Source organism: Streptococcus mitis (genome assembly GCF_002096815.1).
GTDB classification, from domain to species: Bacteria; Bacillota; Bacilli; order Lactobacillales; family Streptococcaceae; genus Streptococcus; species Streptococcus mitis_AD.
This window is the reverse complement of record NZ_NCVJ01000019.1, coordinates 24,257-38,154: the sequence shown is the minus strand read 5'-3', so window position 1 is coordinate 38,154 and position 13,898 is coordinate 24,257. Positions and strand designations below refer to the sequence as shown.

13 protein-coding genes are annotated in these 13,898 nt (G+C 41.3%); 12 read left to right on the top strand and 1 reads right to left on the bottom strand.

Annotated elements, in window-relative coordinates:
- Positions 1-366 precede the first annotated feature (366 nt).
- Positions 367-1,353, bottom strand: a complete 987-nt coding sequence (locus B7696_RS04270; protein WP_020901464.1) for an L-lactate dehydrogenase — start codon at positions 1,351-1,353, stop codon at positions 367-369.
- A 193-nt stretch (positions 1,354-1,546) separates the two neighbouring features.
- Between B7696_RS04270 and gyrA the strand changes: the two genes are divergently transcribed.
- The 12 genes from gyrA (at position 1,547) to B7696_RS04210 (ending at position 13,897) form a co-directional block, all read left to right on the top strand.
- The gene (gene gyrA / locus B7696_RS04265) at positions 1,547-4,015 is read left to right on the top strand and encodes a DNA gyrase subunit A (RefSeq protein WP_084862355.1); all 2,469 of its coding nucleotides are present in this window, start codon (positions 1,547-1,549) and stop codon (positions 4,013-4,015) included.
- Positions 4,015-4,758 (top strand): class A sortase, encoded by a 744-nt coding sequence (locus tag B7696_RS04260; RefSeq protein ID WP_084862353.1) that lies wholly within the window; start codon positions 4,015-4,017, stop codon positions 4,756-4,758. The genes gyrA and B7696_RS04260 overlap by 1 nt, the downstream gene beginning before the upstream one ends.
- Positions 4,759-4,901: 143 nt before the next feature.
- Positions 4,902-5,699: a formate/nitrite transporter family protein gene (locus B7696_RS04255; protein WP_084862350.1), complete on the top strand. Its 798-nt coding sequence runs from the start codon at positions 4,902-4,904 to the stop codon at positions 5,697-5,699.
- 147 nt (positions 5,700-5,846) lie between these two features.
- On the top strand, positions 5,847-7,127 hold the full coding sequence (locus B7696_RS04250) for an O-acetylhomoserine aminocarboxypropyltransferase/cysteine synthase family protein (RefSeq protein WP_000196319.1): 1,281 nt from the start codon (positions 5,847-5,849) through the stop codon (positions 7,125-7,127).
- Positions 7,128-7,222: 95 nt separating this feature from the next.
- On the top strand, positions 7,223-8,497 hold the full coding sequence (locus tag B7696_RS04245; protein WP_084862348.1) for a DUF2130 domain-containing protein: 1,275 nt from the start codon (positions 7,223-7,225) through the stop codon (positions 8,495-8,497).
- A gap of 10 nt (positions 8,498-8,507) precedes the next feature.
- Positions 8,508-9,386 (top strand): tRNA pseudouridine(55) synthase TruB, encoded by an 879-nt coding sequence (truB, locus tag B7696_RS04240; RefSeq protein ID WP_084862346.1) that lies wholly within the window; start codon positions 8,508-8,510, stop codon positions 9,384-9,386.
- A gap of 110 nt (positions 9,387-9,496) precedes the next feature.
- The gene (gene udk / locus B7696_RS04235) at positions 9,497-10,135 is read left to right on the top strand and encodes a uridine kinase (RefSeq protein ID WP_001181377.1); all 639 of its coding nucleotides are present in this window, start codon (positions 9,497-9,499) and stop codon (positions 10,133-10,135) included.
- 127 nt (positions 10,136-10,262) lie between these two features.
- The gene (xseA, locus tag B7696_RS04230) at positions 10,263-11,603 is read left to right on the top strand and encodes an exodeoxyribonuclease VII large subunit (RefSeq protein WP_084862345.1); all 1,341 of its coding nucleotides are present in this window, start codon (positions 10,263-10,265) and stop codon (positions 11,601-11,603) included.
- Positions 11,581-11,793 (top strand): exodeoxyribonuclease VII small subunit, encoded by a 213-nt coding sequence (locus tag B7696_RS04225; RefSeq protein WP_000043226.1) that lies wholly within the window; start codon positions 11,581-11,583, stop codon positions 11,791-11,793. Before xseA ends, B7696_RS04225 begins: the two co-directional genes overlap by 23 nt.
- Positions 11,790-12,665, top strand: a complete 876-nt coding sequence (locus B7696_RS04220; RefSeq protein ID WP_024057654.1) for a polyprenyl synthetase family protein — start codon at positions 11,790-11,792, stop codon at positions 12,663-12,665. Before B7696_RS04225 ends, B7696_RS04220 begins: the two co-directional genes overlap by 4 nt.
- Entirely contained in the window at positions 12,658-13,473 is an 816-nt protein-coding gene (locus B7696_RS04215; RefSeq protein WP_001041086.1) for a TlyA family RNA methyltransferase, read from the top strand. Before B7696_RS04220 ends, B7696_RS04215 begins: the two co-directional genes overlap by 8 nt.
- Entirely contained in the window at positions 13,466-13,897 is a 432-nt protein-coding gene (locus tag B7696_RS04210) for an arginine repressor (protein ID WP_001034401.1), read from the top strand. The genes B7696_RS04215 and B7696_RS04210 overlap by 8 nt, the downstream gene beginning before the upstream one ends.
- The last annotated feature ends 1 nt before the right edge of the window (position 13,898 follow it).

Below are 13,898 nucleotides of genomic sequence, written 5' to 3'. Positions count from 1 at the left end.
TTTTTCTTTGTGTGAAATCGTAAAATAGGGGTAAGAAAAGTTGTGAGATGTTTGCCATGTTTCATAAAAAAATGAGACTACGATTGCAATCATGTTGATTATTACACGCTTAACCACAAATATACTTACCAAGTGTTAGATAATAAAGCTAAGTTTATAAGTGAGCAACTGGAAGTTAAGATTGACTTAGTTCGGAAAAAGCAAGGAAAACAGGGAGGGAAAGTTTTTTGTTTTGCATTGAAAAGTATTTTATAGAGGGTTCAACTTATTTTAAGGATAGTAGAGCTGAAGAAATAAAAAAGACAAACACTAAAATGATGTTTGTCTTCGGTGTGGAGTTCTCATTAAATGAGAACCTAGTTACAATTAGTTTTTAGAAGCTGCTTCGAATTCTGGATTTTTCCATGCTTCGTCAATGATAGCTTGCAATTCTTTAGCAGATGCTTGCATTTTTTGAGTTTCTGCGTCGTTCAATGGGATATTTACTGGACGAACAATACCGTGTGCCCCAACAACAGCTGGTTGACCGATAAAGACGTTTTCAACTCCGTATTGACCTTCTTGGAATACTGAAAGTGGAAGTACTGCGTTTTCATCGTCAAGGATTGCTTTAGTGATACGAGCAAGGGCTACTGCGATACCGTAGTATGTTGCACCTTTTTTGTTGATGATTGTGTAAGCTGCATCACGAACACCTTCGAACAATTCAATCAATTCAGCTTCTTGAACATTTTGAGTGTCTTTAAGGAATTCTTCAAGGTTTACACCAGCGATGTTAGCGTGTGACCAAACAGCGAACTCAGAGTCACCGTGTTCACCCATGATGTAGGCGTGCACTGAACGAGCATCAACATCCAATTTTTCAGCAAGTGCTTGACGGAAACGAGCTGAGTCAAGTGAAGTTCCTGAACCGATAACGCGTTCTTTAGGGAATCCAGAGAATTTCCAAGTTGAGTAAGTCAAGACGTCAACTGGGTTAGCAGCAACAAGGAAGATACCTTTGAAACCTGATTCAACAACTTGAGTTACGATTGATTTGTTGATAGCAAGGTTTTTACCTACAAGGTCAAGACGAGTTTCACCTGGTTTTTGAGGCGCACCTGCAGTGATTACAACAAGGTCAGCGTCTGCACAGTCAGAGTATTGAGCTGCATAGATTTTTTTAGGTGAAGTGAAAGCAAGGGCGTGACTAAGGTCAAGCGCGTCACCAACAGCTTTTTCATGCAATTGTGGAATTTCGATAATTCCAAGCTCTTGTGCAATTCCTTGGTTAACAAGTGCAAAAGCGTAAGAAGAACCTACAGCACCATCACCGACAAGGATAACTTTTTTGTGTTGTTTAGTTGAAGTCATTATTCTAAACATCTCCTTAATTTTATTCAGGGATTTCCCCAGTTATTTCAATTCTATCACTTTTAAAAAGCTTTGTCACGGATATGCTTTGCAGTTCTTGATGTAAACGTTTTAGTGGTTTTAGATACCTGAAATATGGCGGACATTATGGTATAATATATTTTATACTAATAGTGAAATGAGGCATTTATTAATGCAGGATAGAAATTTAGTGAATGTCAATCTGACAAAGGAGATGAAGACGAGCTTTATCGACTACGCCATGAGTGTTATCGTAGCGCGGGCTCTTCCTGATGTTCGAGATGGCTTGAAACCTGTTCACCGTCGGATTCTCTACGGAATGAATGAACTGGGTGTTACTCCAGACAAACCTCATAAAAAATCTGCTCGTATTACAGGGGATGTTATGGGTAAATATCACCCACACGGGGATTCCTCTATCTATGAAGCCATGGTCCGTATGGCTCAATGGTGGAGTTACCGTTACATGCTTGTAGATGGTCATGGGAACTTTGGTTCCATGGATGGTGATGGTGCTGCCGCCCAGCGTTATACTGAGGCACGTATGAGCAAGATTGCTCTGGAGATGCTTCGTGATATCAATAAAAATACGGTTGATTTCGTTGATAACTATGATGCCAATGAACGTGAACCTTTAGTCCTTCCAGCTCGTTTTCCAAATCTTTTAGTTAATGGAGCTACTGGTATCGCTGTCGGTATGGCGACCAATATTCCACCTCATAACTTGGGTGAAACTATTGATGCTGTGAAGTTGGTCATGGACAATCCTGAAGTGACCACTAAGGATTTGATGGAAGTCTTGCCTGGTCCAGATTTTCCAACTGGTGCCCTTGTCATGGGAAAATCGGGTATACATAAGGCTTACGAAACCGGTAAGGGCTCCATTGTGCTTCGTTCTCGTACTGAAATTGAAGAAACTAAGACTGGCCGTGAGCGCATCGTTGTAACGGAATTTCCTTACATGGTTAATAAAACCAAGGTGCATGAGCATATTGTTCGTTTGGTTCAGGAAAAACGCATTGAGGGCATCACAGCAGTCCGTGATGAGTCAAACCGTGAAGGAGTTCGTTTCGTAATCGAGGTCAAACGAGATGCATCCGCAAATATTATCCTCAATAACCTCTTCAAGATGACCCAGATGCAAACCAACTTTGGTTTCAATATGCTTGCTATCCAAAATGGGGTGCCGAAGATTTTGTCTCTTCGTCAGATTTTGGATGCTTATATCGAGCACCAAAAAGAAGTGGTTGTTCGTCGTACTCGTTTTGATAAGGAAAAAGCAGAAGCGCGTGCTCATATTTTAGAAGGTCTCTTGATTGCTCTAGACCACATCGACGAAGTGATTCGTATCATCCGTGCTAGTGAAACGGATGCGGAAGCACAAGCTGAGTTGATGAGTAAATTCAAGTTATCTGAACGTCAAAGTCAAGCCATTCTTGATATGCGTCTTCGTCGTTTGACAGGTTTGGAACGTGATAAGATTCAGTCTGAGTATGATGATCTCTTGGCTCTGATTGCCGATTTAGCAGATATTCTTGCTAAGCCAGAGCGTGTTTCTCAAATTATTAAAGATGAATTAGATGAAGTCAAGCGTAAGTTTGGAGACCAACGTCGTACTGAATTGATGGTTGGTGAAGTCTTAAGCCTCGAAGATGAGGATTTGATTGAAGAAGCTGATGTCTTAATTACACTGTCTAACAAGGGTTACATCAAACGTCTGGACCAAGGCGAATTTACCGCTCAAAAACGTGGGGGGCGCGGTGTTCAAGGCACAGGTGTTAAGGATGACGATTTTGTTCGTGAGTTAGTATCAACTAGCACGCATGATCATTTGCTCTTCTTTACAAATAAAGGACGTGTCTATCGCCTGAAAGGCTATGAAATTCCTGAGTATGGCCGTACAGCTAAGGGATTGCCGATTGTCAATCTTTTAAAATTAGATGAAGGTGAAAGTATCCAGACCATCATTAATGTTGAGTCTGAACGTAGTGATGATGCTTATCTCTTCTTCACTACTCGTCATGGTATTGTGAAGAGAACCAGCGTTAAGGAATTTGCTAATATTCGTCAAAATGGACTTAAAGCACTGAACCTCAAAGATGAAGATGAGTTGATTAATGTCTTGCTGACAGAAGAGGACACGGATATTATCATTGGTACAAAGTTTGGTTATGCAGTTCGCTTTAATCAATCAGCTGTTCGTGGTATGAGTCGTATCGCCACTGGTGTGAAAGGTGTTAACCTTCGTGACGGAGACACAGTTGTTGGTGCTAGTGTGATTACAGACCAGGACGAGGTTCTTATCATCACAGAAAAGGGGTATGGTAAGCGAACAGTTGCGACCGAATATCCAACTAAAGGTCGTGGTGGTAAAGGGATGCAAACCGCTAAGATTACAGAAAAGAACGGTTCTCTTGCAGGTCTTTTGACTGTTAAAGGTGATGAAGACCTGATGATTATCACTGATACAGGTGTCATGATTCGAACCAACGTTGCCAATATTTCACAAACAGGGCGCTCAACTATGGGAGTTAAGGTGATGCGCCTGGACCAAGATGCTAAAATTGTGACCTTTACAACGGTAGCAGCATCAGAAAAAGAAGAAGTTGGGACAGAAAACGAAACAGAAGGTGAAGCATAATGTCTCAAAAAAATAATAAGAAGAAAAACAAACGAAAAAATCTGCTGACAAATATATTGGCTGTTTTTCTCATACTGATCTCTATTGCTTTAATTTTTAATGCAAAGATTCGTGACGCTTTTATTGCTTGGAATAGTAATAAATACCAAGTTAGTCAAGTATCAAAAGAAAAAATAGAAGAAAATCAGGACACAGAGGGAAATTTTGATTTTGATTCAGTAAAAGCCATTTCCTCTGAAGCTGTTTTAGCCTCTCAATGGGATAATCAAAAATTACCTGTTATCGGAGGAATTGCAATACCTGAGCTTGAAATTAATTTACCTATCTTTAAGGGGATTGCAAATGTCAATCTTTTATATGGTGCGGGTACCATGAAGCGTGACCAAGAAATGGGTAAAGGGAATTATTCATTAGCTAGCCATCATATTTTCACAGGTGATAATGCTAGTCAGATGCTTTTTTCTCCACTAGATCGTGCGAAAAAAGGGATGAAAATTCACTTGACAGATAAGAATAAAGTGTATACCTATGAAATTAGTGAAGTGAAACGAGTTACACCAGATAGAGTAGATGAAATTGATGACCGAACTGGTGTTGATGAAATTACTTTAGTAACTTGTGAGGATGCAGCAGCTACTGAGCGGATCATTGTAAAGGGTGATTTGAAAGAAACAAAAGATTATTCACAAACATCTGACGAAATTTTAACAGCCTTCAATCAACCATATAAACAATTTTATTAGTTCTAAAAGAATCAGTGAAGATTAAGTTTCATTGATTCTTTTAATATTTTTGTAAAATAAACTTTTATGAAATACAGAAAACGTTTCCTTAATTCTAAAGTTTGTGATATAATTATCACAAATAAAAGTTTTAGGAGTTTATTATGGTTTCTTCAGAATTTATCTCAAAGATTGAATTTGCTTGTAAGAAGAAGGAAAGTCTTTATAATAAAAGCAAATTTAAGTATGCGATTCGTTCTATGTTTGCAGGTGCATTTTTAACCTTCAGTACAGCTGCTGGTGCAGTTGGGGCTGACTTGATTAATAAAATCGCACCAGGTAGTGGACGCTTCCTCTTCCCATTTGTCTTTGCTTGGGGATTGGCCTACATTGTTTTCTTGAATGCCGAGTTGGTAACATCAAACATGATGTTCTTGACTGCTGGTAGTTTCTTGAAAAAAATCTCTTGGAGAAAAACAGCAGAGATTTTACTGTACTGTACCTTGTTCAACCTTATCGGAGCCTTGATAGCAGGTTGGGGCTTCGCTCATTCGGCAGCCTATGCAAATCTGACTCACGATAGCTTTATTTCAGGTGTTGTTGAGATGAAGTTAGGCCGTTCAAATGAATTAGTCTTACTTGAGGCTATTCTGGCAAATATTTTTGTTAATATTGCGATTCTTTCATTTGTTTTGGTCAAAGATGGCGGCGCTAAACTATGGCTCGTTTTATCAGCAATTTACATGTTTGTATTCTTAACAAACGAGCACATCGCTGCGAACTTTGCTTCTTTCGCGATTGTGAAATTCAGTGTTGCTGCGGATTCAATTGCTAACTTTGGTGTTGGAAATATGCTTCGTCACTGGGGTGTAACCTTCATTGGAAACTTTATCGGAGGAGGCCTCTTGATGGGTCTTCCATATGCTTTCCTAAATAAAAATGAAGATACTTATGTAGATTAAGAAAATGAGCACGATTAAGTCGTGCTTTTTTCGTTTTTAAAATAGGGTAATAGCTATTTCTTATATCAAAATATAGAAAACTGATATTTGTAAACTATACCTTAAGGTGCTACAATATCCTTAATCAAACTATTTGGAGGTCGTTTTATGACTCGTGATTTTAAATTTGAAACTTTGCAACTACATGCTGGTCAAGTTGTGGATCCAGCTACCAAGTCTCGTGCAGTGCCAATTTATCAGACAACATCTTTTGTTTTTGATGACACGCAGGAAGGTGCCGATTTGTTTGCCTTGAGAAAGCCAGGTAATATCTATACTCGTATCACCAACCCTACAACAGCTGCCTTTGAAGAAAGAATTGCTGCACTTGAAGGTGGTGTTGGAGCTCTTGCAACAGCTTCAGGTATGGCCGCAGTGACTTATACGATTTTGGCGCTTGCCCATGCTGGTGACCACGTGGTGGCAGCATCAACTATTTACGGTGGGACTTTCAATCTCTTGAAAGAAACCCTTCCTCGTTATGGTATCACAACAACCTTTGTCGATGTGGATAATTTGGAGGAAGTGGAAGCAGCTATCAATGACAATACCAAGCTTGTTTTGATTGAAACCTTGGGTAACCCCTTGATTAACATTCCTGACTTGGAAAAATTGGCAGAGATTGCGCATAAACATCAGATTCCACTTGTTTCTGACAACACTTTTGCCACACCTTACTTGATTAATGTCTTTTCTCACGGTGTAGATATTGCTATTCACTCTGCGACTAAGTTTATCGGTGGGCATGGTACAACTATTGGAGGAGTGATTGTTGACAGTGGTCGTTTTGACTGGGCGGCTTCAGGGAAATTCCCTCAATTTGTTGAGGAAGACCCAAGTTACCACAATTTGAGCTATACTCGTGATGTGGGTGCAGCAGCCTTTATTATCGCTGTTCGTGTCCAATTGCTCCGTGATACAGGTGCAGCCTTGTCACCATTTAATGCTTTCCTCTTACTTCAAGGACTTGAAACTCTTTCACTTCGTGTGGAACGTCATGTGCAGAATGCAGAGAAAATTGTTGATTTCCTTGTCAACCATCCTAAGGTAGAGAAGGTAAATTATCCAAAACTGGCTGATAGTCCTTACCATGCCTTGGCTGAGAAATATTTGCCAAAAGGTGTTGGTTCAATCTTTACCTTCCATGTCAAAGGTGGGGAGGCAGAAGCCCGCAAGGTAATTGATAATTTGGAAATCTTCTCTGACCTTGCAAATGTGGCAGATGCCAAATCTCTGGTTGTTCATCCAGCAACAACCACTCACGGTCAGTTGTCAGAAAAAGACCTAGAAGCAGCTGGTGTCACACCAAACCAAATCCGCTTGTCAATAGGTCTTGAAAATGTAGAGGATTTGATTGAAGACTTGCGTTTGGCCTTAGAAAAAATTTAAAGTAAAAGAAGATAAACAGTGGGTTTCGACTCACTGTTTTTGATTTTCCCTCAGGCATGATATAATGGTTACAGAAGTCTAGAAAGAGGAAAGATATGAACGAAATCAAATGTCCCAACTGTGGGGAAGTTTTTACAGTAAATGAAAGCCAGTATGCCGAACTCTTGTCCCAAGTAAGAACGGCAGAGTTTGATAAGGAACTGCACGATCGCATGAGGCAGGAACTAGCCTTGGCTGAGCAAAAGGCTATGAATGAGCAACAGTCTAAACTAGCTCAAAAAGACCAAGAAATCGCGCAATTGCAGAGTCAAATCCAAAACTTTGATACAGAGAAAGAGTTGGCTAAGAAAGAGGTTGAACAGACAAGCCATCAGGCTCTCTTGGCTAAGGACAAGGAAGTACAGTCCTTGGAAAACCAATTGGCCACCTTGCGTTTGGAGCATGAAAATCAACTGCAAAAGACCCTTTCTGACCTTGAAAAAGAACGAGATCAGGTCAAAAATCAGTTGCTATTGCAAGAAAAGGAAAATGAGTTGTCTTTGGCTTCTGTTAAGCAGAATTACGAAGCCCAACTTAAAGCAGCTAGTGAACAAGTCGAATTTTACAAGAATTTTAAGGCTCAACAATCTACCAAGGCTATCGGTGAAAGTCTGGAACAGTATGCGGAAAGTGAGTTTAACAAGGTCCGCAGTTTTGCCTTTCCAAATGCCTACTTTGAGAAGGATAACAAGGTCTCTGCGCGTGGGTCTAAGGGGGACTTTATTTTCCGTGAGAGTGATGAAAATGGAGTAGAAATCATTTCTATCATGTTTGAGATGAAAAACGAAGCTGACGGGACAGAGAAGAAGCATAAGAACGCAGATTTTTACAAGGAATTGGACAAGGACCGTCGTGAAAAGAATTGCGAATATGCCGTTCTGGTGACCATGCTTGAGGCCGATAACGATTACTTTAACACAGGGATTGTTGACGTCAGCCACGAGTATGAAAAGATGTATGTGGTTCGCCCTCAGTTCTTTATTCAGCTGATTGGACTCTTGCGTAATGCGGCGCTTAATTCTTTGAAATACAAGCAGGAGTTGGCCTTAGTTCGGGAGCAAAATATTGATATTACGCATTTTGAGGAAGATTTGGATGCCTTCAAGCTAGCTTTTGCTAAGAACTATAATTCAGCTTCGACCAACTTTGGCAAAGCTATTGATGAAATCGACAAGGCCATTAAGCGTATGGAAGAGGTTAAGAAATTCCTGACCACATCCGAAAACCAACTTCGTCTTGCAAATAATAAACTGGAAGATGTTTCAGTTAAAAAATTGACCCGGAAAAATCCAACCATGAAAGCGAAATTTGAAGCATTGAAGGGGGAGTGAGAAAGCAAAAATGAACGGTATTATCAACTTAAAAAAAGAAGCGGGGATGACCTCGCATGATGCGGTTTTTAAACTGCGTAAGATTTTGGGAATCAAGAAAATCGGTCATGGTGGGACCTTGGATCCGGATGTAGTGGGAGTTCTGCCTATTGCGGTTGGCAAAGCGACACGCATGGTCGAATTTATGCAGGATGAGGGCAAGGTCTATGAGGGGGAAATCACTCTGGGCTATTCAACAACGACTGAGGATGCCAGTGGGGAAGTGGTCGCAGAGACCCCTGTTTTGTCGCCCTTGGATGAAACCATTGTCGATGAAGCGATTGCTAGCTTGACTGGGCTTATTACTCAGATTCCCCCTATGTATTCGGCTGTTAAGGTCAATGGTCGTAAGCTCTATGAGTATGCGCGTGCTGGTCAGGAAGTGGAGCGTCCAGAACGTCAGGTAACTATTTATAGCTTTGAGCGGACAAGTCCGATTTCTTATGATGGTGAACTTGCACGCTTTACTTTTCGTGTGAAATGCAGTAAGGGAACTTATATTCGCACTTTATCAGTTGACTTGGGAGAGAAGCTTGGTTATGCGGCCCATATGTCCCATTTGACACGGACTAGTGCTGCAGGTTTGAAGCTAGAAGATGCCCTGACCTTGGAAGAAATTGCTGCAAAAGTGGAGGATGGGCAATTAGATTTTCTCCACCCTCTAGAGATTGGGACAGGGGACCTTGTCAAAGTTTTCCTAAGTCCAGAAGAGGCTACAGAAGTGCGCTTTGGTCGTTTTATCGAACTAGACCAAACAGACCAAGAATTGGCTGCTTTTGAAGGCGATACATTGCTAGCCATTTTAGAAAAACGAGGCAATCTCTACAAGCCAAGGAAGGTTTTTATCTAATCTAACTGGAGTTTGGGGATGGAATTCTTCCCCTAGACTATTCAAATCAGACTATAAATTTTACAAAAAATGTGATAGAATAGACGACGGATAAAAAAACGGAGGATAGCATGCAAAATAGACCAATCATTATCGGAGTGACAGGTGGTTCTGGTGGTGGTAAGACCAGTGTTTCAAGAGCCATTTTATCGCATTTCCCTGATGAAAAGATTTCCATGATTGAGCATGATTCATACTACAAGGATCAGTCTCATTTGACCTTTGAAGAGCGTGTCAAAACTAACTATGACCATCCTTTTGCCTTTGATACAGACTTGATGATCGAGCAGATTAAGGAATTGTTGGCAGGGCGTCCGGTGGACATTCCGACTTATGACTATACAGAGCATACACGGAGTAGCAAGACTTATCGTCAAGAGCCTCAAGATGTCTTTATCGTTGAGGGGATTTTGGTCTTGGAGGACAAGCGTCTGCGTGATTTGATGGATATCAAGATTTTTGTGGACACAGATGATGATGTGCGCATTATTCGTCGTATCAAGCGTGATATGGAGGAGCGTGGCCGTAGTCTTGATAGCGTTATTGACCAGTACTTAGGTGTAGTTAAACCTATGTATCACCAGTTTATTGAGCCAACCAAGCGTTATGCGGATATCGTTATTCCTGAAGGGGTTAGCAATACAGTTGCTATCGATCTGTTGACGACCAAGATTGAAAAGATTTTGGAAGAAGCTCGAAACAGCAAATAAACAGATGTGGAGGCTTTGCCTCCTTTTTTTATTTTTCCCTCATAATGGTACATAAATGGAGATTTTTAGGCATATTTTTGGTATAATAATACCCATGAAAGAGCAAGAAAATGAATAGTGGGTGGAGATGGAAAAGTATTTATCAGTAACAACTTTGACCAAGTATCTGAAAATGAAATTCGATAAAGACCCTTATTTGGAACGGGTCTATTTAACTGGTCAAGTTTCCAACTTTCGTAAACGACCTACTCACCAATATTTCTCCCTAAAGGATGACCATGCAGTTATTCAAGCGACCATCTGGTCTGGAATTTATCAGAAATTGGGTTTCGACCTGGAAGAAGGGATGAAAATCAATGTGATTGGGCGTGTACAGGTCTACGAACCAAGTGGAAGCTACTCTATTATCATTGAAAAGGCTGAGCCTGATGGAGTTGGTGCGCTTGCGATTCAGTTTGAACAACTCAAGAAAAAATTGACAGAAGAAGGCCTGTTTCAAGAACGCTTCAAGCAACCTCTGCCTCAATTTTCTAAGAGAATTGGTGTAGTAACCAGTCGCAGTGGAGCTGTTATTCGAGATATTATCACGACCGTCAGCAGGCGCTTTCCAGGTGTGGACATTCTTCTCTATCCGACCAAGGTTCAAGGTGATGGAGCGGCAGAAGAAATTGCTCGAAATATTGCGCGTGCCAATCAACGTGACGATTTGGATTTGCTGATTATTGGTCGTGGTGGTGGTTCCATCGAGGATCTCTGGGCCTTTAACGAAGAAATTGTGGTACGAGCTATTTTTGAATCTCGTTTGCCAATCATTTCTAGTGTGGGGCATGAGACGGATGTGACCTTGGCAGATTTTGTGGCAGATCGACGAGCTGCAACGCCAACAGCAGCTGCTGAACTAGCAACACCTGTGACCAAGTTGGATGTATTGGCTCATTTGCAAAATCAAGAAAAACGAATGACAACAGCAGTCCGAAATGTCCTATCTAAGAAACAAGAAGCTTTGAAAAAATGCAGTCAGTCTGTTATCTTTAGACAGCCAGAGCGGTTATATGATGGTTATTTGCAACGCTTGGATCAACTGCAACTGCGCTTAAAACAAAGTTTGCGAACACTGATTTCTGATAACAAACAGATAGTACAAGCAAGGACGCATCGACTGGTTCAGTTATCACCTGTTACCAAAATTCAACGTTATCAAGATCGTCTAGGTCAGTTAGACAAGCTCCTACGTAGCCAAATGGCGCTGGTTTATGATGCCAAGGTTGCTGAAGTGAAGCGACTTTCGGAAGCCTTGTTGATGTTGGATACTAGCCGAATCGTGGCGCGTGGTTATGCTATTGTCAAAAAAGAAGAGTCCGTTGTAGATTCGGTTGAGAGTTTGAAGAAAAAAGACCAAGTGACGCTTTTGATGCGAGATGGTCAAGTAGAATTAGAGGTTAAAGATGTCAAAACAAAAGAAATTTGAGGAAAATCTTGCAGAACTGGAGACTATTGTCCAAAGTTTGGAAAATGGTGAAATTGCTTTGGAAGATGCGATTGCAGCCTTTCAAAAGGGCATGGTCTTGTCAAAAGAGCTCCAAGCGACGCTGGACAAGGCTGAAAAGACCTTGGTCAAGGTCATGCAAGAAGACGGAACAGAAAGTGATTTTGAATGAAAAAGCAAGAAAAATTAGCTCTTGTTGAGTCGGCTTTGGAAGACTTTTATGGAGACCAGCAGTTTGCCTCTAGTTTGAGAGAGTCGGTTCTCTATTCCATTCATGCTGGTGGCAAGCGTATTCGGCCTTTTCTCTTGTTGGAAGTTTTGGAAGCCTTGCAGGTCGCTATTAAACCTGCTCACGCGCAGGTGGCTGCTGCCTTGGAAATGATTCATACAGGGAGCTTGATTCACGATGACCTTCCTGCTATGGATGATGATGATTATCGTCGGGGACGCTTGACAAATCACAAGAAATTCGGTGAAGCTATGGCCATTTTGGCAGGAGATGCCTTGTTCCTAGATCCTTACGCCTTGATAGCGCAGGCAGATTTGCCAAGTCAGATCAAGGTGGACTTGATTGCCAACTTATCGCTTGCTTCAGGAAGTTTAGGCATGGTAGCAGGGCAGGTTTTGGACATGGAAGGGGAACACCAGCATTTGTCTTTGGAAGAGCTCCAAACCATTCATGCCAATAAAACTGGGAAGTTACTAGCTTATCCCTTCCAAGCTGCAGCCATTATAGCTGAATTAGTACCTGAAATGCAGGTGAAGCTGAAAACTGTTGGCGAATTGATTGGACTTGCCTTTCAAGTTAGAGACGATGTGCTAGATGTGACAGCTAGTTTTGAGGAAATCGGCAAGACTCCACAAAAGGACTTGCAGGCAGAGAAGTCAACCTACCCAGCCTTGTTAGGCTTGGAAGAGGCAATTGCCTTTTGTAACCAAACCTTGGATCAAGCTAATGCAAAATTAGAAGAAATTGCCCAGCAGGTTCCCTTTGAGATAGAATCGATTGTTAGTGTAGTAGAAAGTTTGAGAATCAATGGCTAAGGAAAGAGTGGATGTACTAGCTTATAAACAGGGCTTGTTTGAAACGCGAGAACAGGCGAAGCGCGGTGTCATGGCTGGTCTAGTCGTAGCAGTCCTGAATGGAGAACGGTTTGACAAACCAGGAGAGAAAATCCCGGACGACACTGAGCTGAAACTCAAGGGGGAGAAACTCAAGTATGTCAGTCGTGGTGGCTTGAAACTGGAGAAGGCCTTGCAGGTCTTTGATTTGTCAGTAGAAGGGGTAACAACGATTGATATCGGTGCCTCTACTGGAGGTTTTACCGATGTCATGTTGCAAAATGGTGCTGAGTTGGTCTTTGCAGTCGATGTTGGTACCAACCAGTTGGCTTGGAAACTACGCCAAGACCCACGAGTTGTCAGCATGGAGCAGTTCAATTTCCGCTATGCAGAAAAGACTGATTTCGAGCAGGAACCGAGCTTTGCCAGTATTGATGTGAGTTTTATTTCCCTTAGTCTGATTTTGCCGGCCTTACACCGTGTGTTATCTGATCAAGGTCAGGTTGTGGCTTTGGTTAAGCCCCAGTTTGAGGCAGGCCGTGAGCAAATTGGGAAAAATGGAATTATTCGAGATGCTAAGGTGCACCAGAATGTTCTTGAATCTGTCACAGCTATGGCAGTAGAGGAAGGCTTTTCAGTCCTTGGATTGGACTTTTCTCCCATCCAAGGTGGTCATGGAAATATTGAATTTTTAGCGTATTTGAAAAAAGAAGAGTCAGCAAGCAATCAGGTTCTTGCTGAGATTGAAGAAGTAGTAGAGAGGGCGCATAGTCAATTTAAAAATGAATAAAAAAGAGAGACTTGAAAAAATTAGACGATTTGTGACAGATTATCAAATCGGTACACAAGAAGAAATTGTAGAACATTTGAAAGAAGCAGGCATCACTGCCACTCAAGCGACGGTATCACGAGATATCAAAGAACTAGGTATTGTCAAAATCCCTTTGAGAGACAACACCTATGTCTATGAATTGCCAAAATCAATCGTAAAAAGTTTGCAACTGGCTGAAGACAATATCGAATCGGCTGAATTGATGGACAAGATGATCAATCTCCAAGTTATTCCAGGAAATACAGCCTTTGTAAAAGCTCAGTTAACCGAGACGTTTGCGGACAAGATTTTTAGCTGTTTAGCTGATGATAGTTCGATTTTAGTCATTGCCAGAAGTGAAAGTCTAGCTGAGGAAATCTTTGAACAAGTAAAAAATTGGTAGG

Excerpts from the sequence above, each read along its gene's own strand:
- B7696_RS04270 (WP_020901464.1), bottom strand. The coding sequence starts at position 1,353 with ATGACTTCAACTAAACAACACAAAAAAGTTATCCTTGTCGGTGATGGT.
- gyrA (WP_084862355.1), top strand. The coding sequence starts at position 1,547 with ATGCAGGATAGAAATTTAGTGAATGTCAATCTGACAAAGGAGATGAAG.
- B7696_RS04260 (WP_084862353.1), top strand. The coding sequence starts at position 4,015 with ATGTCTCAAAAAAATAATAAGAAGAAAAACAAACGAAAAAATCTGCTG.
- B7696_RS04255 (WP_084862350.1), top strand. The coding sequence starts at position 4,902 with ATGGTTTCTTCAGAATTTATCTCAAAGATTGAATTTGCTTGTAAGAAG.
- B7696_RS04250 (WP_000196319.1), top strand. The coding sequence starts at position 5,847 with ATGACTCGTGATTTTAAATTTGAAACTTTGCAACTACATGCTGGTCAA.
- B7696_RS04245 (WP_084862348.1), top strand. The coding sequence starts at position 7,223 with ATGAACGAAATCAAATGTCCCAACTGTGGGGAAGTTTTTACAGTAAAT.
- truB (WP_084862346.1), top strand. The coding sequence starts at position 8,508 with ATGAACGGTATTATCAACTTAAAAAAAGAAGCGGGGATGACCTCGCAT.
- udk (WP_001181377.1), top strand. The coding sequence starts at position 9,497 with ATGCAAAATAGACCAATCATTATCGGAGTGACAGGTGGTTCTGGTGGT.
- xseA (WP_084862345.1), top strand. The coding sequence starts at position 10,263 with ATGGAAAAGTATTTATCAGTAACAACTTTGACCAAGTATCTGAAAATG.
- B7696_RS04225 (WP_000043226.1), top strand. The coding sequence starts at position 11,581 with ATGTCAAAACAAAAGAAATTTGAGGAAAATCTTGCAGAACTGGAGACT.
- B7696_RS04220 (WP_024057654.1), top strand. The coding sequence starts at position 11,790 with ATGAAAAAGCAAGAAAAATTAGCTCTTGTTGAGTCGGCTTTGGAAGAC.
- B7696_RS04215 (WP_001041086.1), top strand. The coding sequence starts at position 12,658 with ATGGCTAAGGAAAGAGTGGATGTACTAGCTTATAAACAGGGCTTGTTT.
- B7696_RS04210 (WP_001034401.1), top strand. The coding sequence starts at position 13,466 with ATGAATAAAAAAGAGAGACTTGAAAAAATTAGACGATTTGTGACAGAT.